The organism is Altererythrobacter sp. C41 (genome assembly GCF_016803135.1).
Lineage (GTDB): Bacteria > Pseudomonadota > Alphaproteobacteria > Sphingomonadales > Sphingomonadaceae > Pelagerythrobacter.
This window is the reverse complement of record NZ_JAEVFE010000002.1, coordinates 445,160-466,292: the sequence shown is the minus strand read 5'-3', so window position 1 is coordinate 466,292 and position 21,133 is coordinate 445,160. Positions and strand designations below refer to the sequence as shown.

The following is a 21,133-nucleotide window of genomic DNA, read 5'->3' as shown; positions in this document are numbered from 1 at the left end:
AAGCAGCCCCAGCAGATCTAAAATTCTCCTCTCCGGAGGGCACGCCACGTTGCTCTTTGCTGCCCGAGCTCGTAGTCTCAACCCTTCGACACAGGGGGGGATATGGGCGACGAAGAGATCGCTGTGCTTTTGGCGCAGGGGCAGCCATCGGCGAACTGGGAACGGCACCTTTCGGCCAAAGAAGGCCAGGCCCTCACAGAGTTTCTAAGAGAGAAGATCGGCGAACATCCCTGCGAAATGTGCGGGCATGCGGGATGGAGCGTCAACCCGTCGCTCGCGTCACCACTGCTTTTATCTATCGATTTCGAGAACAGACAAGTCGGTGCGCCGATGACGGATCTGCACCCCTGCGCAATGATTCATTGTGCGCACTGCGGCAACACGAAGCTGCACTCCCTACATCATCTAGGCTTCGATATTTTCGCTGCCAGGGACACCGAAAATGGCTAGCGCCCCCGCCGCCGTCGTGTTCCAGAACGCACCCCAGAACACGACCTGCACCGTTCCTACGGATAATCTTTGCCATTACATCACTGATGCGGAGTTAGAAAAGTTGAGCGAGATGCGCAAAGAGCCAGTGATGGAAATGTGCCTTGCCTCCAGCGGCGTGTTCTTCGGTGCAGTCGTTCCGGCTTTGCAGGAGGCCGCCACGCCTTCGGCCATGAACGGATGGTCACTGGCGATATTTGGACTCGCGGCAGGATCCTTATTTGTGTCTCTCGCTACCGGCTATCTTTGGTGGCAGCGAGCCAAGGCTCACAAGTCTCTGGCGGAAACAATTCGGTCCCGCCCAAGAATATCCGTCACACCGTAGTCTCTGCTGCCTGCAGGGCACTAAATCAGTCGATCTCGCTCGTTGGAGCGCCCGGCAGTAGTGAGCTACGACTCTGGCGAAAACATTACTGCTGCCAGAGGCCCTTGGTAGGGTCTTAACGAGGATGGCGTGAGCAGAGCCTCTGTTCGGCTATATGCACCTTGGCCGATGTCTTGCCAAGATCGAGAGGCATTCCTTGCCCAGCGGTCGCTAGACGCCGGCTTCTTCTCTGGTCTTGACGATCGATCTTGCCTCCAGCGTAGCGAATAACAGGCTGATCGACGGTTTCTCACGACAGACCTTTTCCACCTCGCCCACGATCCCGTTTAGGTCCGAGTTTGGCGCCAACGGCTCTGCTGTGGTGATTTGGGACATATCCCACGCCGCCCAGAATCCCGCGATCCAATTTTCAGCGGCAACACGATTGTCCGGCATAAGGGCGGTGACGCATGTCGTTGCGCCAACTCCACGGGCGTCTACTGTCCGACCTATAGGGGAGCCACCATCATCTGCGATTGCGGGTCCCGTGACCAGCGCGACCGCTGCCGAAAGCAATCTTATCTGGACAACGTAGCCAATCTTCATCGAATGTCCTCCAGCATCGCAACATTCCGACCCGGATCCTATCGAATCGCACTCTGCCCGTCACGATGCGCAAGCATGGCCGCAAGCCAGGCGTCGTCTTGCGATGCGATGCGGGAAGCCGCCGCAACCCGCTGCGATACTACGTGCGCCTCTTCCATAGCGGACGACCGCCGTTCCGCAGGCAGCGCCCTCACCTGGGCGCGGAACTTCTCACCTTCTTCGAGGACCTCTCACGTCCCTATCGCCCAGGCTCCGCGCGGTGCTAGACTTTGTGCATGGAATGGGGCCAGTGGCTAGCGATTTACGGGGCTGCACTTAGCACGCTGTTGGCGTGGCGAACCCTGCGCAAGGATCGTCGCGTTCTAAAAATATCGGCAGCACCCGCGCTCAACGTGGAGCACAGCCCCGAAGGAAAGTGGATCCGAGTTGCGCTGCAGAATCGTGGGTTTACGCCGGTTCACGTCCGCATGGCAGGTATCTACACCCGACTTCGCCGCCCCGATCTCGGAATCCTTGGCTGGCGGGGCGTCATTCGGCACAAGAGATGGTGCCGAAATTGGTGGTACTTGGGGTCATCCTTGCCCGAGGAGACCATCGTTGAACCGAAACTTCCCGGCACGATTGAACCAGGCCGTCAGATGATTGTCTGGCTTCCGGGGAATGCAATCCACGCGACCGCAGAAGCGAACTTTGCTGGCGACGTGCGGCTGTTCGTCCAAGACGAGTGGGACAGGACGTTCACGAGCGCCAAGTTGCCGACATGGTGAGGCCGCATCAGGAGCTTTGGCACGGGCCTACATCGTGGCCGGCCCGGGCTTGGCACCCTGCAGACAGAGCTCGCGACGCACGCGTGGGCGTTCTATCCCACGCTAATGACTGTCACCTCGTCCGCTGGGCTGAGAAGTGGCTCCCAAATGTCGTTAATCACCGCGAGCTCAACTGCGCTCTCCGGGGTCATTCGAAATTCTCCAACCTCGGAAAATCGCTCTGCTATATCCGCGTCTGACCAGTTGCAGACGGTTCGGAATGGTGCCGATATTAGATCGACATCTGCCGTCGGCTTTCCCGCGTTAGGGCCTTCGCTGTATTTCGGAGCATGAACTGTAATCCTGGCGGCAGGGGCCGCCGTTCGACGCTTCCCCGCGAGGAGGACGGTGGCAGCGATTGACTCGCAAACCCCAAAGGCATGGACGTGCGTCTCAATCGGCAGCATCCTAACGAAGTTGTACAGGGTGATGCCTGCGTTCACGTCGCCACCATGCGATCCAATGTGAAGAGTGATTGCCTCAGATCCATTCCTCAGAGCCTTGCTGAGAAGGATCATGGCGTTGCGAGTGCCGTGCTCGGAGATCGACCCGTGATAGATGAAGTGATGCATAGGCCGAGAGTGCTATGCCTTTGGAGAGTGGCGCAAGAGGATTCGGAGAAAATCCTTCAGCGGCTGGTATCGGTCTCACATGCTAGAGCATCTGATAGTTCGCATAGCGGGTTCGGCCGCGCCTTAAGCCAGATTACCCCGCTTCGGGTCGAGCATGCCGGAGTAAGCAAGCCCAAAGAACAAACCCCCGGGGCCGAGGCCACCGGGGGTGCCTACGGTAAACCGTAGGGGTAGATTCTGTACTCGCGATGTGTTGTACAACGCATAGGTTGTCAAGAGGTTGCCTGTATGGGGAGGGAGCGGGTTGCCGTCTACATCGACGGATTTAATCTGTACCATGCAATCGACGAGCTTGATAAACCTCACCTAAAGTGGGTGAACGTACGCAAGCTTGCTGCATTGTTGCTAAAGCCGAAAACGCAGCAGCTAGTCGCAGTGCGATATTTTTCCGCCCTCGGAAATCATTTCTCCGGAACCCCGAAGGTACACCGCCTCATTCGGCACCGCGAGTACATCAGGGCCCTTGAAGCGAAGGGAGTTGATGTCCGGCTAGGGAACTTTGCAAAACGAGATTTGATGTACGCAGGGGGGCCGCGGTACCGCGCTAAGTGGCGCCGCTATGAAGAGAAACAAACTGACGTGGGCATCGCTGTTCACCTCGTTCACGATGCGCATTGTGGCCTATTTGACCGAGCTTTAGTCGTGTCCCTCGACACCGATATGGTGCCGGCCTTTCGCATCATGAAAGAAGCGTTCCCTGAGAAGCCTGTCGTTTGCGTTGCGCCCCCTCGCCGCTCCCATCATCGTGACATTCAGATCCTCGGAGTGGAGCTCGAGAACATCAAGGTTTCGCAGCTAGAGAAGGCGCTCTTTGGCGCCCGAGTCATTAGCAAGGGCAACTGCGTTGCACGCCGACCTTCAGCCTACTGCCCGCCCTAACGAGTCCAAGCGTGCAAAATTCGAGTCGGATGGACTCGACTGCGAAGCCGCTGAGAGTCAGAATAACTCTCAGCGACCCCGTCAGACCAGATCGGCTCAGTTAGCAGGCCGGCCGTTCTTGTCCTTCTTGAAGCGCTCGACGATCGCAGATTTCTTGCGACGCTCCGCTTCCTTCACGGGAATGAACTGGCCACTGCCAGCATCACGCCCGCGCTTTCCGAACTTGCTCATTGGATCTCTCCTTTGACAAGCCGGACGGATGGGCCGTCCGCCCTGAGGCACCGTGCGCGCCTCGCGTTGTCAAAGGAGCGCCGGATTGCAGGACACTGAGCCCGCGACTTGATTCCGCGAAAATGTCTCGGAGTCGAGTCGCAAGATCGAAATTATCGTCTCATCGCGGCAATTCAGCAGCTAGGAGTTGCTGGGAAGCGTCACCGATAGTCCACTCGGTGCTAGCTAGGTGATTGCTAGCGCCTATTCTGACCGTAAATTTGGGGTGACTGCTATCCGCCGAAAACGGCGGAAAAGGTAGTGGTGCCGCTTACGTGACTCGAACACGTGACCCCATCATTACGAATGATGTGCTCTACCAACTGAGCTAAAGCGGCACTGATCGCGGGCCTTTATCGGCACGGCGGGCGGGCCGCAATGCCTTGCTTCGCGAAGAGTGGAGGCCCGAGCCGGAATCGAACCGGCGTGCAAGGATTTGCAGTCCTCTGCGTAACCACTCCGCCATCGGGCCTCGCCCTTCCGCATCGTCGATGCGGACGGAAGCGGCCCCCTAGCGAGTCGGCCGCGCCAAGGCAATCGGTTAGGTGACTCGCCTTCCGTAACGTCAGTCTGGACCCGGCCCGGCGAAGCCGTAAATGCTTTCCGGCATGAGCATTGCCAGCCTGATCGATCCCGTCACCGCCGCCGGCGGCCCCGCCAACCTCTCGCAAGCCGAAGCGTGGATGCAGGGGCGCACGCTCTACGGCGGGGCCTCGGCGCTGGTCGCCTATACCGCTGCCATTCGCGCGTTCCCCGAGCTGCCGCCGCTGCGCGCGGGGCAAGTCGCGTTCGTTGCGCCGGTCGGCGGAGAGATCGAGCTGAAGCGCGAGATCGTGCGGCAGGGGCGCAACGTCGCGCAGGTGCGGAGCGAGATCTGGTGCGAGGACGCCTGCGCGCTCACCGCGTTCTGGCTGTTCGGTACCGCTCGCGAACCGAACGCCATCCACCCCGCGGCCGAGCCGAACGACTGGCCCGGTGCGCCCGAGGACGCCGAGCCGGTCCCGACCGACAAGGGCCCGTCCTTCATCCGCAACTTCGACCTCCGCCGCGCGCAGGACGAGCGGGGCCCAGGCGCGCCGGTCGTGCGGCGCTGGGCGCGGCTGACCGAGCAGGGGGTGCTCGATCCGATTTCCGAGCTGATCCTGATGGGCGACGTGCTGCCCCCCGGCGCCATGCGCGCGATGCAGCGGCAGGGGCCGGTCAGCTCGATCAACTGGTCGTTCAACGTGCTGGACGCCGCGCCCGCGACCCGCGACGGCTGGTGGCTGTCGGAGAACGCCAGCCAGCATGCCGACCACGGCTATTCGTCGGAGCGGTTGCGGTTGTGGAACGCGGGCGGCCGGCAGATGCTCGAGGGGATGCAGGCCGCGGCGATCTTCGGGTAGCTCCGGTCCTCCCAATTTTTGCGCAGCATAAATGGGGAGGTGGGCGACGCCGCAAGCGGCTGACGGAGGGGTATCGTCAGGCATAGCCCCTCCACCACGAGCCGCTTCGCGTCTCGCGGTCCCCCTCCCCATTTGGCTGACGCAAAATGGGGAGGATCAGAGCTGGTTCGCTCAAACGTCGGCAAAGTTCGGCGGGCGCTTTTCCATTCCGGCCATGACCGCCTCGACCTGGTTGGGCGTGCGCATGATCTTGTGCTGCTCCATGCTTTCCTCGAGCAGGATGTCGTCGGTCGTGCGTTCTACCATGGCCGCGGCGAGCCGTTTGGCCGCGCGGATCGCGTGGGGATTGCGGTTGGCAATTTCCGTGGCGATCGCGGTAGCGCGGGCGAGCGGGTCGGGATCGACGTGGGTGGCGAAGCCGAGGGCGAGCGCTTCCTCCCCGGTGAACTCACGGTTGGTGTAGACGAGCTCGCGCAGCACGTCGTCGCGCACCAGGCCGCGCCAGAGCGCGTAACCGCCCATGTCGGGCACGAGGCCCCACTTCATCTCCATCACCGCCATGCGCGTGTCCGATGCAGCGACGCGGATGTCGGCCCCGCTGGCGATCTGCAGCCCGCCGCCGAAGCAGACGCCGTGGACCGCCGCGATCACCGGCACCGGCAGCTTGCGCCACTGCATGGCGACCTGCTGGAACAGGTTGGCGTTGCCGTGCGTGCGGTCGGTGATCCGCGGCGCGTCGGGATCGGGCGCCTTGGCGAAGTTCGACAAGTCGAGCCCGGCGCAGAAGGCGCGCCCTTCGCCCGAAAGGACGACGACGCGCAGCCCCTTCATCTCGTGCAGCGCCCGCCCGGCTTCGATCAAGCGGGCGAACATCTCGGGATCGAGCGCGTTCATCTTGTCGGGCCGCGTCAGGCGGACCTGCGCCACGCCGTCGCTACCCAGATCGATCGAAATCCGATCGTTTTCCCGAAATCCCATTGCCGTCACCTGCCGCCGATTGAGTTGCGCCATCGTCGCCCAAGCGCGAGAGGCTGTCCAGCGCTTCCGCGCCCGCGCGCAGGAGGTAGCCGCGCTCGGGGATCGTCGCGATCAGCCCGCGGAGGCCCGCGGCGCGCATCTTGGCGCGGATGCGGCAGATCGCCACCGCGACGCGATTGGTTTCCGGATCGAAGTCGAGCCGCCAGACCTCGCGCAGCAGGCGATCTTCCGACACGGGTTCGGGCGCGCATTCGGCCAAGTGCCAGAGCACCTCGAACTCGCGCGGATGGAGGCGCAGCCACTGCCCGCGTACGAGCCCATCGCGGTGAAACAGATCCAGCATGACCGGCCCCGCAGCGAAGCGGCGCGGCAGCACCGGGCGCTCGATGTCCTGCGTGCACCACATCACGAACCAGCCGTTCCAGCGCTACCCATGCATCCCCCCGACCCGTTGTTTTTCGGGAGGAAACTAGGGAGGGGCAGCTTGGACCGTCAACGTGCAGTCGGTCCAATTCGGCGGCATTGCCGCGCGAAAAGTCAGCCGGTGCGGGCAACCGTGTTGAGGCCCAGCGAGGCGAAGTAGCGCTTCACGTTGCGCGCCGCCTGGCGCAGGCGCTGCTCGTTCTCGACCATCGCGATGCGGACGTAGCCCTCGCCCTCCTCGCCGTAGCCGACGCCCGGCGCCACGGCGACGTCGGCATGGATCAGCAACTGCTTGGAGAATTCCAGGCTGCCCATCTCCTGGAGCGCTGGCGGCAGCGGAGCCCAGGCGAACATCGAGGCGGGCGGCGGCGGAATGTCCCAACCCGCACGGCCGAACGCCTCGACCATCACGTCGCGGCGCTTGTGGTAGAGCTGCCGGTTGGTTTCGACGATGTCCTGCGGACCATTGAGCGCGGCGCAGGCCGCGGCCTGGATCGGCGTGAACGCACCGTAATCGAGATACGATTTCACCCGCGACATTGCCGCGATGAGGTGCCGGTTGCCGACCGCGAAACCCATGCGCCAGCCGGCCATCGAATAGGTCTTCGACATCGATGTGAACTCGACCGCGACGTCCTTCGCGCCCTTGACCTGCATGATCGAAGGCGTGGGATTGCCGTCGAAATAGAGCTCGGAATAGGCGAGGTCGGACAGGATCCAGACTTTGTTGTCCTTCGCCCAGGCGACCAGCCGCTCGTAGAACGCGAGATCGACCACTTCGGCGGTCGGATTCGAGGGGTAGTTGACCACCAGCACGCTCGGGCGCGGCACGGTGAAGTGCATCGCCTTCTCGAGGCTGCGGAAATAGTTCTCGTCCGGCGTGGTCGGCACGCTGCGGATCGTCGCCCCGGCGATGATGAAGCCGAAGGTGTGGATCGGATAGCTCGGGTTGGGCGCGAGTACCACGTCGCCCGGGGCGGTGATCGCGGTGGCGAGGCTGGCGAGACCTTCCTTCGAACCCATCGTCACCACCACTTCGGTTTCAGGATCGAGATCGACCCCGAACCGGCGGCCGTAGTAATTCGCCTGCGCGCGGCGCAGCCCCGGAATGCCCTTCGACTGCGAATAGCCGTGCGCGTCGGGCTTGCCCGCAACTTCGCACAGCTTGTCGATCACATGCTGCGGCGGCGGCTGGTCGGGATTGCCCATGCCAAGATCGATGATGTCGCGCCCCGCTCGCCGCGCCTCGTGCCGCATCGCGTTGACTTCGGCGATCACGTAAGGCGGCAGGCGCTTCATGCGGTAGAAATCGGTATGCATCGACCTCGTCTCTGATGGTGGGCGCGAGCCTTTCTCGCGACGCCGCGAACCTAACGGAATAGCAGTCGCAGTGGAAAGCGCTTTTCGCTATCACCAGCCAAGGCCGACCTTCAGGAGCGTATCGATGGCCGATCGGCAGGATCCTTTCGCCGCCTTCTTCGACATGCAGGGCGAGATGATGCGCGAAATGTTCGGCCGGTTCGCGCCCGAGGCGCAGCAAGCGGGCGCGACGGGACAATGGGCCGAAGCGGCCGAGCAACTGCGCACAATGTGGCTCGACTTTGCCGAGGAACGGCTCGCGAAAGGCCCGGACCCGGCGAATCCCTTCGATCCCGCGCAGTGGGCGCTACTGGCGCAGGGATGGGCGAACGCCGCTCCCCCGCCCGATCCGGCAGCCGCGCAGAAGCTCATGACCGAGGGGTTCCAGCTCTGGCAGGGCGTGGCCCAGGCGATGCTCGGACCAGGTCCCGACGGCGCGGGCCACGCGCCCGAGTTGCCGCGGAAGGACCGGCGCTTCGCGGACCCCGCATGGCAGGAGCATCCGGCCTACCTGCTGCTGCACCAAACCTATCTCATGCTCGCCGACTATGTCGTTCATGCCGCCCGAAGCGTGCAGGGCGTGCCTGAGGAGCAGCGAGCGCAGCTCGAATTCGCCACGCGCACGCTGCTCGAGGCGATGAGCCCCGACAATTTCCTGGCGACCAATCCCGTGGTTCTCCGGCGCACGATCGAGACGGGCGGGCAGAACCTCGTCACGGGCATGCGCCACCTGATCGACGATCTCCGGCGCGGTCAGCTAACCCATACCGATTCGAGCGCCTTCGCGCTGGGGGAGAACATCGCCACGACGCCGGGGAAGGTGGTCTACGAGACCCCTCTCTATCAGCTCATCCAGTACAGCCCGGCGACCGAGCGGGTCCTGGCGGTACCGCTGGTGATCTTCCCGCCGTGGATCAACCGCTTCTACATCCTCGACCTCACGCCGAAGAAAAGCTTCATCAAGTGGGCCGTCGACCAGGGTCTCAGCGTGTTCGTGGTAAGCTGGAAATCGGCCGACGCGAGCATGAAGGACGTCACCTGGGACGACTATGTCCGCGCGCAGATCGACGCGATCGACCATGTGCGTACCCGGCTCGATGTGCCGGCGGTGCACACGATCGGCTACTGCGTCGCCGGCACGACGCTTGCCGCGACGCTGGCAGTGCTCGCCCGGCGTGGAGAGGCTGAGAAGGTCAGGAGCGCGACCTTCTTCACCGCGCAAGTCGATTTCGAGAAGGCGGGCGAGCTGCTCAACTTCGTCGGCGATCGGCAGATCGAGATGATCGGCAAGCTCGCGCCCGAAGGCTACCTCGATGGGCGTTATCTCGCCGCGACCTTCAACGCGCTGCGCAGCCGCGACCTGATCTGGAACTACGTCGTCAGCAACTACCTGCTGGGCGAGGATTACCCGGCGTTCGACCTGCTCCACTGGAACGGCGACGTCACCAACCTGCCCGCGGCCTGGCACGGCGCCTATCTGCGCGACCTTTACCGCGACAACAAGCTGGTCGTGCCCGACGCGCTCGTGGCCGACGGCACCCCGATCGACCTCACGCGGATCGAGACGCCGGCCTATATCCAGGCGGGACGCGAGGACCATATCGCGCCCGCCGAGAGCGTCTGGCGCGCCACGCGCCACTTTCGCGGCGACACCACGTTCGTCCTCGCGGGCTCGGGTCATATCGCCGGCGTCGTCAACCCGCCCGCGGCGAACAAGTACCAGTACTGGACCGGCGATAGCGCGGCCGGGTCACTGGAGGAGTTCGTCGAAGGCGCAACCGAACGCCCGGGAAGCTGGTGGCCGCACTGGATAGCATGGCTGGAGCGGCACGAGGAGGCGCGCGTGCCGGCGAGCGGCAAGCGCAAGCCCGGCAGCAGGGGCGATCGGGTGATCGAAGATGCCCCGGGGCGGTATGTGAAGACGCGGTAATCACGTAATTGTGCGCTGCACAAAAATTCCTTGACTTCGCACTTGCAATGGCTATTTTGTGCACTGCAACATGAAGGGCATTGCGCCCGCAGGCACAGGACGACCGCGATGGCTACCGAGCCCGAAGCGAAGACCGATGCAGCGGCCGAGAAGGCCTACGCCGAAGCCTCCGCCGCGAAGGCCGAGGTGAAGAACGACAAAGCGGTACCTGCCGCGGCTGCTTCAGCGGCCAAGGCGCCGAAGCCGAAGAAGACCGTGACCAAAGCCGCCGCGAAAAAGGCCGCGCCCGCGCGCAAGCCTGCGGCGAAATCCGCCAGCAAACCGATTTCCAAGGAACCCGCCATGACCAAGACCACCGACTACGCCGCCCAGATGACCGAAGGCCTGGCCGAGCTTCAGGCCCGCGCCAAGAGCGCCTACGAGCAGGGCGCCGAATATGCCGCCGAGATGCGCGAGTTGACCAAGGGCAACTTCGACGCGTTCGTCGAATCGGGCCGGATCTTCTCCGCTGCCCTGCAGGACCTGACCAAGACGGCTGCGGAAGATGGCAAGGCCGCGGTCGAGACCCTGACCACCGACGCCCGCGAGATCGCCGGCGTGAAGTCGCCGACCGAGTTCGTACAGCTTCAGGGCAAGATCGCCAGCCGCAACTTCGACGCCGCCATCGCGCAGCTTTCGAAGGCGACCGAAGCCTGGGTCAAGCTCGCCAACGACGTCGCCGCGCCGCTTTCGAGCCGCGTGAGCCTGGCGATGGACAAGGCCCGCAAGGCCGCCTGATCCCACGAACTTCACGAGGCTCCGACACCTCCTCTCCCTAAGCGTCGGAGCCTTGATATGGGAGCCGGTCAGCAATGCGCTGGCCGGCTCCTTTTTCGTTTCGCCGCACCGTTAACCGGCGTGCAACCGCCCCGCGCCATCTTGCGAATGCGCCCCCGCCATACGATATTGCCGACGCATGACGACCCCCCGCTCCACTGACCACGTTCTCGACTTGCGCCCGCGCGGCGCAGGCGACGATGATTCGGACCGCGCGGGCGATGGCCAGCTCGGCATCGCCACCAAGACCAAGGCCAAGCCGAAGAAGCCGAGCCAGTACAAGGTGCTGATGCTGAACGACGACTACACGCCGATGGAGTTCGTGGTCATGGTGCTCAAGCGCTTCTTCCGCATGGATCTGGAGCAGGCGACGCGGGTGATGCTGCACGTCCACCAGCGCGGCGTGGGCGTCTGCGGCATCTTCCCGTACGAGGTTGCCGAAACCAAGGTGAACCAGGTGATGGACTTCGCCCGCCAGAACCAGCATCCGCTGCAGTGCACGCTGGAGAAGGCCTGACCGTCGCATTCGGCGCATCGGAGGCATGACCGGGCGGCAAATTCGCGCTAGAGCGCTTGAAACCTAGCTGCCGTTCGGGACCCGTGCTCAATTCCATCCCCTCTCTCGACCGCTATATCTTCCGGCTGGTGACCCTGCCGATGCTGGGGGTGTTCGCGATTGCGGCTTCGCTGCTTCTGCTCGACAAGATGCTGCGGCTGTTCGATTTCGTGGCGGTCGAAGGCGGTCCGGTCGGCGTCGTGTTCAAGATGCTCGGCGCGCTGATCCCGGAATACGCCAGCCTCGCCATTCCACTCGGCCTGCTGCTCGGCATCCTGCTCGCCTTCCGCAAGCTCGCGATCTCGAGCGAGCTCGACGTGATGCGCGCAGTGGGCCTCAGCTACTGGCGGCTGCTGCGCGTGCCCTACATCGTCACCGCCCTGCTGATGGCGGTGAACGTCGCGCTGGTGTTCTACGTCCAGCCGGTCAGCCGCTATTATTACGAGCAGCTCGAGTACGAGCTGCGCTCGGGCGCGCTCGGCGCTTCGATCAAGGTCGGCGAGTTCACCACGCTCGCCGACCGGATGGCGCTACGGATCGAGGAGAGCGAGGACCAGGGCCGGCGGCTCCAAGGCATCTTCGCCCGCGTCGCCAACGACAAGGGCCAGGTGCTTTCGATCTCGGCCCGCGAGGGGGCTTTCCTCGCCACTACCGACAGCCCCGACACGATCATCCTGCGGCTGACCGACGGCACGATCGTGCAGGACACCGGCAGCAACACCCCGCGCGTGCTCAGCTTCACCCGCCACGACCTGCCGATCGACCTGCCGCAAGTGGAGCAGTTTCGCGAACGCGGCGACGCCGAGCGCGAGTACATCCTGCCCGAGCTGCTCAAGATCGGCTGGAGCGACACGACCACCCAGGCCAAGCGCGACGCGAGCCAGGCGAGCTTCAACTTCCGCATGGTCGAGGTCGTGATGATGGCGCTGATGCCGCTGCTCGCCGTCGCGTTGGCGATACCGCCCAAGCGATCCACCAGCGCGCTGGGCGTGTTCCTCTCCGTCGTGATGGTCGTCGCCTATCACAAGGTGAACCAGTACGGGGAGGACTTTGCCGCGCTCGGACGCTTCGAGCCGGTGCTGGCGCTGTGGGTTCCCTTCGCGCTGTTCGCCGCATTGATCCTGTGGATGTACTACAAGGTCGCGGTCGTGCCCGGCGGGCAGCCGATCGGTGCGCTGGAGACGGCGTTCGACAAACTGGCCAAGCGCATCCGCAAGCTGTTCGGCTGGCGGCGGCAGCGCAGCCCGGAACTCGCGCCTGCCGAGTAGCCCCTGACCCATGCAATTCGATTTCTTCCCCTCGCGCACGCTGACGCTCTATCTCGCAAAGATGTTCGCGGTGCGTATCGTGGCGATGCTCGCGATCCTCGTGCTCGTGCTGATGATGCTCGACCTCCTCAGCACCAGCGGCGAGATCCTCGCCGCGCCGGGCAACGGGCAGGGCGAGCTGTGGACCTACGTCACGCTTCGCGTGCCGCAGCTCGTGGCGCGGTTCCTGCCCTATTCGGTGCTGCTGGCGACGATTATCGCGCTCGTGACGCTCAACCAGAACAGCGAAGTGATCGCGATGAAAGCCGCCGGGCTTTCCGCGCATCAGGTGCTCGCACCGCTGCTGCTCACCGCGGCCGCGGTCTCCGTGATCAGCTTCACCTTCAACGAAGTGGTCGTCACCCGCGCGACCGCGACGCTCAAGGCGTGGGAGGCCAACGATTTCGGCCCGATACCGCAAGAATCGAGCGTCCGCTCCAACGTCTATCTGACCGACGGCAACGACATCCTCACCGCGGCCTCGCTTGCCGGCGAGGGGGAGGACATCACGATGCGCGGCGTGACCTGGTATCGGCGAGGCGACGGCGGGATGCTGGTGGAGCAGGTCCGGGCGGAAACGGCCTCCTACGCCGGTCCGGGCTGGCGGCTCGAGAACCCGGCGCGGTTCGACGTCGCGACCGCCGACACCGCCCGCCTGCCCGAACTGGTGGTGGCCGAAGGGCTGACTCCGGCGCAGATCGAGCTCGAAAGCGTCGACCCCGACACGCAGGATTTCGTCGAACTGTTCCAGTCGATCGGCGCCTACGAGGAGGCAGGGCGACGGACGGCGGAACTGCGCGCCACCTGGTGGCACAAGCTTTCCGGCCCGCTGTCGGCCTTCCTCATGCCGCTGCTCGGCGCGATCGCCGCCTTCGGCCTCGCGCGTTCGGGGCAGCTCTTCCTGCGCGCAATCATCGCGATGGCGCTCGGCTTCGCCTATTTCGTGATCGACAACGCGGCGCTCGCGATGGGCAGCTTCGGCGGCTATCCCCCTTTCCTGGCGGCCTGGGCGCCGTTCTTCCTGTTTCTGCTGATCGGCGAGACGGTACTGATCCGCACCGAAGAATAGCGACGCCGGGGAACCGCCTGCCGCGCGGCGAGTCTATGCCACAATGTCGTCACAAAGGAGACCCGGCATGAAGATTTCCGCTGTTCCCGCCGCCCTGCCCGTTCTGGCCGCCGCCCTTGCGCTCGGCGCCTGCAGCGAAGCGAATGCGCCCGAGCCGACCGAGACCGAGACTGTGGTCGAGGAAACCGTGGTGCCGGTGCCCGAGACGACCACCGTCGTGACCGAAGGCGACGCCACCACTCCGGCGGACGACGGCGACAGCGTCACCGTCAACGAGGACGGCATCGAGGCGAATGTCGGCGACGAGGACACGCGCGTGCGCGCCGACGTCGATGGCGATCCGTCGCTGACGGTCGAGGACGAATAAGCCCCACACAGGGTGGAAAATGCGAAGGGCCGCTCTCCACCGGGAGCGGCCCTTCTTCTTTGCCGTGACGCAGTTTAGCGCGGGCGCATCGTGCTGCGGGCGATGCGCAGGACCAGCGGGACCATGCCGGCGTGGTTTGCGCCGTCGTAAGTCGAACCCGTGCCGAGATGCGCCGCGAGCCGCCGGTGCGCCTCGCCCAGCGAGTGGTAGGGCATGCTCGGCAGCAGGTGATGCAGCGCGTGGTAGCGCAGGCCGACCGGCGCCCAGATCTCCGCGATCCGGCCCGGCGGGGGCACGTTCACCGAATCGAGGAATTGCGCGGTCACCGTCATCGGTTCGCCGTCGTTCTCCCACAAGTGCGCCACCAGCGTGCGCAACTGGTTGAGCACCGCCGCGGCCGAGAACACCGCGAGCGCGATCAGCAGCGGCTGCCAGCCGATCAGGAAGGTGCTGCCAAGCAGGGCCAGGGCCCAGACGCTGCCGCCCAGTTCCTGCCAGAACACCCGCGGGCGGAGCTCGCCCTCGGGCGGGCGGCGGCGGAACTGCGGATTGATCGAAAGCGAGGAGAAGCGCTGCCACACGATCGTACGGATGGGCGGGATCACCGCACCCAGCGGCACCAGTACCGCGAAACGGAACAGGAGTGCGAAGGGCAGGAGCAGCGCGATGAGAACGAACAGCGGCAGCGACCACGGCTTCATCAGCGCCAGCGGCAGATACTCTGGATCGTCCGCCGTGCCGTAGCGCGTGCGTGCGTGGTGCAGCGTGTGCACGCCTTCGTACATGAACGAGGGCGTGAGCATCGGAATGCCGACGAGCAGGTTCCACGCCAGCCGGAAGCCCGGCAGCGCGTCGCGGTGGATGTGCGAGAGCTCGTGGATGAACAGCAGTGCGCGGTAGAGCGAGAGCGCGGCGACGACGCCCAGGACCACGGCCAGCGGCACGCTGCCGACCAGGATGGCCCCGGCCAGCGCGGCATAGCCGAGCCCTGCCGATAGCAGCATGTCGGTCCAGTAGATCGCCGGCCTGGCGACGATCAGATCCTTGGTCAGGTCGCGGGCGGCACGCAGCATGGCCTTGTCGTCCGCGATCGCCTGCTTCGGCGGCACGGACGCTGCCGCGCGCGCGAGGGCAATGGAATCTATGCTCTGATGCATGTTCATGGCCATATTTCCCGGAAACCGCGCTCTACAGCAAAAATCCGCCTTGCGGAACAATCCCGTCCCGGCCGGCACGCCTTTGGCGCTGTCGCTTGACAATCTGCAACAAGCGAACACAGGGCTAACCCAAGCTGAACAGGACACCCCGTGATCGACGCCCACGTAGTAATCGAACCAGTTGACGGCAAGACCAAGGCGGGGCGCGCGGCCTTCGTCGACGTCGGCCGGCGGTTCGCTGCCGAGACGCCGCATTCGGTGCCGCAACTGCGCTCCGAACAGCTCGAACTGCTCGATCCCGAGCGCAATCCGCTGTTCGAGCATGCCGACGTCCAGCTCTTCATCGCCCGGCGCGGCGGCAAGCCCGTCGGCCGGATCGCGGCCTGCGTCGACCGGATAATGCTGGAGATGCGGCCGGAGCAGGGATTCGGCCCCGGCACCGGCATCTTCGGCTATTTCGACGCCGAAGACGATTTCGTCGCTCGCGGATTGCTCGAGGCGGCCGAGAATTGGCTGCGCGACCGCGGGATGACTCGGGCGCTCGGCCCCATCTCGCTGTCGATGTGGGAGGAACCGGGTCTGCTCATCGCAGGGCACGATCACTCGCCGACGGTGCTGATGGGCCACCACCCGGCGCGTTACCAGGGCTATATCGAGGGCGCGGGATACGAGGTCGTCAAGCACCTCTACACCTACGAGCTCGACGTGAGCGAGGACTTCCCTCCGCTCGTGCGGCGCATCGTGCAATCCGGCCAGCGCAACCCGCGCATCCGCATTCGCCCGGTCGACCATGCCAACTACACGCAGGACGTGCGCACCGTGCTGCACATCCTCAACGACGCCTGGTCGAACAACTGGGGCTTCGTCCCGTTCACCGAGCGCGAGATCGAATACGGCGCCAAGAAGCTGCAGCCGCTGGTGCGCGAGGAACTGACCCGCATCGCCGAGCTGGACGGGAAGCCGGTCGCCTTCATGCTCGCGCTGCCCGACGTGAACGAACCGCTGGCACGGATCGGCGGAAAACTGTTCCCCTTCGGCTGGATCACCATGCTGCGCTGGCTGCGCAAACCGCGGGCGCGAACCGCGCGCGTGCCGCTGATGGGCGTGCTCAAGGAATTCCACAATTCGCGGCTCGCCAGCCAACTCGCCTTCATGATGATCAGCGAGATCCGGGAGGACACGACGCGCGTGAACGGAACCACGCGCGGCGAGATCGGCTGGATTCTCGACGACAACCAGGGAATGATCGCGATCGCCGACACGATCGAGAGCAGGATCAACCGCGAGTACGCGATCTACCGCAAGGCATTGTAATCCGCGGCTCAACCCCGCCGGATCGGCAGGCGGGGCGGGAACCGCGCCATCTCTCCTGCCGTTGACCAGCAAGCGCACGGCAAGGGGCCGGGCCGAACGGATTATGCCAGCACCATGGAGTCGACCAGCAAGCTCGGGCGCATTCTGATCGTCGAGGACGACGCACTGGTCGCGCTCAGCATGGAAGGGGCGCTGATCGATGCGGGCGCGGCGGAAGTGGAGATCTGCCATACCACCGACGCGGCGCTCGCGGCTCTGCGCAGCGCCCGGCCCGACGTGATCGTGCTCGATGTCCATCTGGCGGATCGCGACGATGGCTGGGCAGTCGCCGAGCTGGTCGGCGGCCTTGGCCCCAAGCCGCCGGGGATCGTCTTTTCGACCGGAGCGCCGGAGCGCATTCCACCCGAGATCGCGGCGCTGGGCCCGGTCCTGGTGAAACCATACGAGCCAGCCGCGCTCGTCCGTGCCGTTCGGGAGCAGCATCCGCGCGGGCTGCTCTCCCGCTTCCGCCTTATCGCCCGCTAGTTCGAGGCGGCCCAGGATCCGGTGCGAGACGGCACCGCGTGCACGCGCCTAGGGCAAGAAAAAAGGCCTCCGCTCGAAATTCGAACGGAGGCCCTTCGGGATCGTATCACCAGCCGCTTGGACGGGAGGGGGGTCTCGGCGGTGACACTGGGATAATGTTCGGCCCCAAATCCGGTTCCCTGCGCTCATGAAAAAATTTCGAAAATTTTTATCATGCTTCGGCGCAGAGCATAATGGTTGCGCAACAAGCGCTTATCGTCCACCAGACGGGCTCTTCGGAACCATGCCCGCACGCATGCGTTCTAGCGACGCCTATCTAGGGAAGGGAATTCATGCCGCTTGGAGAGCAAGTCGCCAACAACCTGCCTTATCTGCGCCGTTACGCCCGCGCGCTGACGGGATCGCAATCGACCGGAGACGCGTTCGTGCGCCAGACGCTCGAAGCCGCGCTTGCCGACGACGACCTGAAGGCCTCGCTCGCCGAAGGGCGGGTGCCGCTCTATCGCGCGTTCAACAAGATCTGGGCCAGCGCGCATATGGAAGTGGCGGGTGCCGGCACCGGCGCGAGCGATCACGAGGCCGCCGCGCACGACCGCCTGAGCACGATCACGCCGCTCAACCGGCAGGCGCTGCTGCTGACGACGCTGGAGGATTTCAGCGTCGATCAGGCGGCCGAGATCATGGATCTGGACAGCGACTCGGTGCAGAAGCTGGTGCAGGAAGCGGTCGAGGAAATCGATCGTGAATCGGCAACGAGCGTCCTGATCATCGAGGACGAGCCGCTCATCTCGATGCAGCTCGAGGATCTGGTGACCTCGCTCGGTCACGAGATCTGCGGGACCGCCGCGACGCGCACGCAAGCGCAGGAAGTGGTCGCCCAGCGCACCCCGGGGCTCGTTCTCGCGGACATCCAGCTCGCGGACGGTTCGTCGGGGCTCGATGCGGTCGACGACATTCTCGCGATCGACAGCGTGCCGGTGATCTTCATCACCGCCTACCCCGAACGGCTGCTGACGGGCGACCGGCCCGAGCCGACCTACTTGGTCACCAAGCCGTTCAAGGAAGCCACGGTCCGCACGGCGATCAGCCAGGCGCTGTTCTTCAACTCGAGCCGCCCGATCGCCTGATCGGGCAAGTTGCGGGCGGCCGGCGAGCCAGCCGCCTGGCAATCTCGGGATCATTCCAATCCGTCATCCCAGCGAAAGCTGGGATCGTTCTCCACCGGTTTTACGGTGCTGCATGCGATCCCAGCTTGCACTGGGATGACGGTGGTTGGCAGCCAGCTGCGACCGCCGGCGCGGCGTCACCCTTCGATCACGCTCCGCCGCCGCGCTGCGCGGATGGCGAATTCGCTCGGCCGGCGCACCGGAATGCGCAAGGTGCAGCGCACGCCTTCGGGCGGGAAGTCGAGCTCGACCTTCTCGTTGAGCTCGTGCGCGACGATCTTCTCGATCAGATCCAGGCCGAAGCCGCGGCCCTGGGGCCGGCCGGCAAGCCGCGGTCCACCGGTCTCGACCCACTCCATCCGCACGATGTCCTTGCCCTCCAGCTCCCAGGTGACCGAGACGCGCCCTTCAGGCTCGCTCAGGGCGCCGAACTTCGAGGCATTGGTCGCGAGTTCGTGGATCGCGAGCCCGAGCGTCAACGCGTCGTTGGGCGCAAGCTCGACTTCGGGCCCGGCGATGACGAAATCCTGGCCGCTGTCGCTGACGTGGGGCGCCAGTTCGGCCGCGACGACGGCGCGTACCGGGGTGGTGCCCCATTCCGACTGCGTGAGCAGGTCGTGCGTCGCCGAGATCGCCCTGATGCGTCCGTCGAGCCCGTCGGCGAATTCGTCCAGCGTTTCCGAGCGCCTCCGGGTGAGCGCGACGATCGACAGCACGTTGGCGAGCGTGTTCTTGACCCGGTGGTTGAGCTCGCGGGTCAGCGAATTGCGGATCGAATCCTGCTCCTCCAGCCACTCGAGCTTGAGCTGGTCCTCGCGCGCCTGCTGGGTTACCAGCCGCGCCACCACCAGCAGCAGGCTTGCCACGAGCAGCCCGAACAGCAGGGTCAGCATCGACAGGGTCGAAAGCGAGTAGGAGCCGGCCGATTCCACCTCGACCACCATCGGGCGATCGGCGATCGTGATCTGCTTCTGCGCGACGATGCCGGAACCGGTGACGGGCTCGATCTGCGCAAGCAGCCGGTCGGGCGTCGCCTCGCCGTCGTAGAGCCGGACGCCGCGCTCGCCCGCATCGGCCAGCTCGAGCGCGGAGGTCAGGAAGTCCTCCGCATCGAACGGGCTGAAAACGAAGCCGCGCACCCGGCGGCCCACGCCCTGGCCGCCCTGGAACACCGGCATGTAGATGACGAAGCCCGGCGTGTCCTTCCCGCCGCGGGGCAGAACGAGCTTGCCGCTCGCCGTCGGTTGAGCCGATTTCTCTGCTTCTTCCATCGCCGTCCGGCGGACCGGCTCCGAATACATGTCGTAGCCGAGCATACGGTGGTTGCGCTCGGTCAGCGGGCGGAGAAAGGTGACGGGCACGACGCGTCCGGTCACGCCCGTCGGGGTGGGTCGGATCCGGACCGTACTCGACACGCCTTCGTCAGCGCCCAGGCGGAACTGTTCGAGCTCGAATGTCCGGAGGCTCTGCGCCCAGCCGATCCCTTCCGCGCCGCGATAGTCGAAATCGAGCTGCAGTTCGGAAACGAACCGGTCGAACAGATTCTCGTCCACCCGGTCGACCGCGGCGAACATGGCCGATCCGGCGCGCAAGTAAGCGGCGCTCGCATTGCCCCGCCGCTCGAGCGCGGAGGCGACCGCGCGCGCTCGCTCGTTGAGCGTGGCGGATTCGCGCTCCGCTTCTCCGCGCTCGATCGCGAAGACGCTGAGCGCGGTGATCGCTGCGACGAGGAGAAATATTCCGACCGGAGCTGCGCGAGGATATTCAACCAACCACCGGCGCGTTCTGGTCCTTCGAGGCCCTTGAATCCGCATCAACCCGCGCCGTTACCCCCGATCGATGTTTTTTGTATCATGATCGCGTGGACCCCCATTGCCTTGCGGGAACCAAGAAAAGCCGCCTTCGTTCCCCAGACATCGAAACTGGAAAATTTCGGCAACGCGAACTACGGTTAAGTGCGTTGTATGACTTTCATTAAAGGATTTGTGAACCTGCATGCACACTGACAGGGATCGAGGCACGGGGGCGGCCCGGGGGGGCGACGCAAAATCGAAAAGCGGCGAGAATCCGGGGTGGGCCCAGGGCCTGCGCCAGCTCTACGATTCGGTGGTCGATGAACCCCTTCCGGATAGTTTCAAGGATCTTCTGGCCAAGCTGGACGATAAATCCTGATGGCGCGAAACGAGCGTACGGCCTCGCAGAAGGCCGATTTCAAACGTGAACTGACCGAGGTCGTGCCGCATCTGCGGGCGTTCGCCAGAGGTTTGTGCGGCCGTCCCGACATGGCCGACGATCTCGTGCAGGAAACGCTTCTGAAGGCATGGGCCGCGCAAGAGCGGTTCGAGCCCGGCACCAGCATGCGCGCCTGGACCTTCGTCATCCTGCGCAACGCCTATCTCACGGACATGCGGCGCAACCGCTTCCGCGGCGAATACGACGAGAACGTCGCGGAAAGGCTGCTGACCCAGCCGGCCGGACAGGAGGAGCCGATCCACCTGTCCGACATGCACCGCGCACTGCTGACCCTGCCGCCCGAACGACGCGAAGCGCTGCTGCTCGTCGGTGCGGGCGGTTTCTCCTACGAAGAGGCGGCGACGATCTGCGGCTGCGCGGTCGGCACGATCAAGAGCCGCGTTGGCCGCGCGCGCGCCGCGCTCAACACCATGCTCGAGGACGGCTCGATCCCGCAGCGTTCGATCGAGGACCAGGTCGCGCATCGTGCGATTCTCGAGGAACTCGACGACGTGGCGGCCGGCCGCGGCGAGACCTCGCCGACGCGGTGAGCGCTTGATTGC

Annotated in this window: 24 protein-coding genes and 2 tRNA genes; 16 read left to right on the top strand and 10 right to left on the bottom strand. The window is 64.8% G+C overall.

The annotated features are described in order from the left end of the window. Positions 1-102 precede the first annotated feature (102 nt). Together JNO53_RS06180 and JNO53_RS06175 are read left to right on the top strand one after the other, a co-directional pair. Positions 103-450 carry a hypothetical protein gene (locus JNO53_RS06180; protein ID WP_203108715.1) on the top strand — a complete coding sequence of 116 codons (348 nt, stop codon included), beginning with the start codon at positions 103-105 and terminating at the stop codon, positions 448-450. Continuing rightward, positions 443-814, top strand: a complete 372-nt coding sequence (locus JNO53_RS06175) for a hypothetical protein (protein WP_203108713.1) — start codon at positions 443-445, stop codon at positions 812-814. Before JNO53_RS06180 ends, JNO53_RS06175 begins: the two co-directional genes overlap by 8 nt. 210 nt (positions 815-1,024) lie before the next feature. Here JNO53_RS06175 and JNO53_RS06170 read toward each other — a convergent pair whose 3' ends face one another. Next, a complete protein-coding gene (locus JNO53_RS06170; protein WP_203108711.1) occupies positions 1,025-1,399 on the bottom strand; it encodes a hypothetical protein in 375 nt (124 codons plus the stop codon). 275 nt (positions 1,400-1,674) lie between these two features. Here JNO53_RS06170 and JNO53_RS06165 point away from each other — a divergent pair, with 275 nt between their 5' ends. Continuing rightward, entirely contained in the window at positions 1,675-2,166 is a 492-nt protein-coding gene (locus tag JNO53_RS06165; RefSeq protein WP_203108709.1) for a hypothetical protein, read from the top strand. Positions 2,167-2,258: 92 nt separating this feature from the next. On the opposite strand, the gene JNO53_RS15555 is transcribed toward JNO53_RS06165, so the two are convergent. Further along, positions 2,259-2,723: an ATP-dependent Clp protease proteolytic subunit gene (locus JNO53_RS15555; RefSeq protein ID WP_443111164.1), complete on the bottom strand. Its 465-nt coding sequence runs from the start codon at positions 2,721-2,723 to the stop codon at positions 2,259-2,261. Positions 2,724-3,065: 342 nt separating this feature from the next. Between JNO53_RS15555 and JNO53_RS15550 the strand changes: the two genes are divergently transcribed. Further along, on the top strand, positions 3,066-3,716 hold the full coding sequence (locus JNO53_RS15550) for an NYN domain-containing protein (RefSeq protein ID WP_203108705.1): 651 nt from the start codon (positions 3,066-3,068) through the stop codon (positions 3,714-3,716). A gap of 96 nt (positions 3,717-3,812) precedes the next feature. Here the strand turns inward: JNO53_RS15550 and JNO53_RS15460 are convergent, their stop codons facing one another. From JNO53_RS15460 to JNO53_RS06145, 3 genes are all read right to left on the bottom strand, one after another. Then, a complete protein-coding gene (locus JNO53_RS15460; protein WP_274380862.1) occupies positions 3,813-3,947 on the bottom strand; it encodes a hypothetical protein in 135 nt (44 codons plus the stop codon). 301 nt (positions 3,948-4,248) lie between these two features. Then, positions 4,249-4,324: transfer RNA gene (locus tag JNO53_RS06150), tRNA-Thr, on the bottom strand. 60 nt (positions 4,325-4,384) lie between these two features. Next, positions 4,385-4,458: transfer RNA gene (locus JNO53_RS06145), tRNA-Cys, on the bottom strand. Positions 4,459-4,594: 136 nt separating this feature from the next. Between JNO53_RS06145 and JNO53_RS06140 the strand changes: the two genes are divergently transcribed. Then, positions 4,595-5,371 (top strand): thioesterase family protein, encoded by a 777-nt coding sequence (locus tag JNO53_RS06140; RefSeq protein ID WP_203108703.1) that lies wholly within the window; start codon positions 4,595-4,597, stop codon positions 5,369-5,371. 171 nt (positions 5,372-5,542) lie between these two features. Here the strand turns inward: JNO53_RS06140 and JNO53_RS06135 are convergent, their stop codons facing one another. From JNO53_RS06135 to JNO53_RS06125, 3 genes are all read right to left on the bottom strand, one after another. After that, the gene (locus tag JNO53_RS06135; RefSeq protein ID WP_203108701.1) at positions 5,543-6,349 is read right to left on the bottom strand and encodes a crotonase/enoyl-CoA hydratase family protein; all 807 of its coding nucleotides are present in this window, start codon (positions 6,347-6,349) and stop codon (positions 5,543-5,545) included. Beyond that, entirely contained in the window at positions 6,306-6,755 is a 450-nt protein-coding gene (locus JNO53_RS06130) for a winged helix-turn-helix domain-containing protein (protein ID WP_238401720.1), read from the bottom strand. Before JNO53_RS06130 ends, JNO53_RS06135 begins: the two co-directional genes overlap by 44 nt. 131 nt (positions 6,756-6,886) lie before the next feature. Further along, positions 6,887-8,092: an LL-diaminopimelate aminotransferase gene (locus JNO53_RS06125; RefSeq protein ID WP_203108697.1), complete on the bottom strand. Its 1,206-nt coding sequence runs from the start codon at positions 8,090-8,092 to the stop codon at positions 6,887-6,889. 124 nt (positions 8,093-8,216) lie between these two features. Here JNO53_RS06125 and JNO53_RS06120 point away from each other — a divergent pair, with 124 nt between their 5' ends. From JNO53_RS06120 to JNO53_RS06095, 6 genes are all read left to right on the top strand, one after another. Continuing rightward, a complete protein-coding gene (locus tag JNO53_RS06120) occupies positions 8,217-10,061 on the top strand; it encodes a PHA/PHB synthase family protein (protein WP_203108695.1) in 1,845 nt (614 codons plus the stop codon). A gap of 108 nt (positions 10,062-10,169) precedes the next feature. Then, a complete protein-coding gene (locus tag JNO53_RS06115) occupies positions 10,170-10,838 on the top strand; it encodes a phasin family protein (RefSeq protein ID WP_203108693.1) in 669 nt (222 codons plus the stop codon). Positions 10,839-11,016: 178 nt separating this feature from the next. Continuing rightward, complete coding sequence (clpS, locus tag JNO53_RS06110; RefSeq protein ID WP_203108691.1) at positions 11,017-11,394, top strand: ATP-dependent Clp protease adapter ClpS; 378 nt, start codon at positions 11,017-11,019, stop codon at positions 11,392-11,394. An 83-nt stretch (positions 11,395-11,477) separates the two neighbouring features. Then, complete coding sequence (gene lptF / locus JNO53_RS06105; RefSeq protein WP_203108689.1) at positions 11,478-12,701, top strand: LPS export ABC transporter permease LptF; 1,224 nt, start codon at positions 11,478-11,480, stop codon at positions 12,699-12,701. A gap of 10 nt (positions 12,702-12,711) precedes the next feature. After that, positions 12,712-13,809, top strand: a complete 1,098-nt coding sequence (lptG, locus tag JNO53_RS06100; protein WP_203108687.1) for an LPS export ABC transporter permease LptG — start codon at positions 12,712-12,714, stop codon at positions 13,807-13,809. Between the two features lie 67 nt (positions 13,810-13,876). Continuing rightward, entirely contained in the window at positions 13,877-14,176 is a 300-nt protein-coding gene (locus tag JNO53_RS06095; protein WP_203108685.1) for a hypothetical protein, read from the top strand. Positions 14,177-14,250: 74 nt separating this feature from the next. Here the strand turns inward: JNO53_RS06095 and JNO53_RS06090 are convergent, their stop codons facing one another. Further along, positions 14,251-15,339, bottom strand: a complete 1,089-nt coding sequence (locus tag JNO53_RS06090; RefSeq protein ID WP_203108683.1) for a fatty acid desaturase — start codon at positions 15,337-15,339, stop codon at positions 14,251-14,253. A 144-nt stretch (positions 15,340-15,483) separates the two neighbouring features. Here JNO53_RS06090 and JNO53_RS06085 point away from each other — a divergent pair, with 144 nt between their 5' ends. The 3 genes from JNO53_RS06085 (at position 15,484) to JNO53_RS06075 (ending at position 18,299) form a co-directional block, all read left to right on the top strand. After that, positions 15,484-16,647, top strand: a complete 1,164-nt coding sequence (locus tag JNO53_RS06085; RefSeq protein WP_203108681.1) for an N-acetyltransferase — start codon at positions 15,484-15,486, stop codon at positions 16,645-16,647. A 114-nt stretch (positions 16,648-16,761) separates the two neighbouring features. Further along, positions 16,762-17,172: a response regulator gene (locus JNO53_RS06080; protein WP_203108679.1), complete on the top strand. Its 411-nt coding sequence runs from the start codon at positions 16,762-16,764 to the stop codon at positions 17,170-17,172. 332 nt (positions 17,173-17,504) lie between these two features. Further along, on the top strand, positions 17,505-18,299 hold the full coding sequence (locus JNO53_RS06075; protein WP_203108677.1) for a response regulator: 795 nt from the start codon (positions 17,505-17,507) through the stop codon (positions 18,297-18,299). 176 nt (positions 18,300-18,475) lie between these two features. Here JNO53_RS06075 and JNO53_RS06070 read toward each other — a convergent pair whose 3' ends face one another. Continuing rightward, on the bottom strand, positions 18,476-20,110 hold the full coding sequence (locus JNO53_RS06070) for a CHASE domain-containing protein (protein WP_238401664.1): 1,635 nt from the start codon (positions 20,108-20,110) through the stop codon (positions 18,476-18,478). Positions 20,111-20,333: 223 nt separating this feature from the next. Between JNO53_RS06070 and JNO53_RS15545 the strand changes: the two genes are divergently transcribed. Further along, the gene (locus JNO53_RS15545; RefSeq protein ID WP_203108673.1) at positions 20,334-20,510 is read left to right on the top strand and encodes a NepR family anti-sigma factor; all 177 of its coding nucleotides are present in this window, start codon (positions 20,334-20,336) and stop codon (positions 20,508-20,510) included. Next, on the top strand, positions 20,510-21,121 hold the full coding sequence (locus JNO53_RS06060; RefSeq protein WP_203108671.1) for a sigma-70 family RNA polymerase sigma factor: 612 nt from the start codon (positions 20,510-20,512) through the stop codon (positions 21,119-21,121). The genes JNO53_RS15545 and JNO53_RS06060 overlap by 1 nt, the downstream gene beginning before the upstream one ends. Positions 21,122-21,133: the final 12 nt, after the last annotated feature.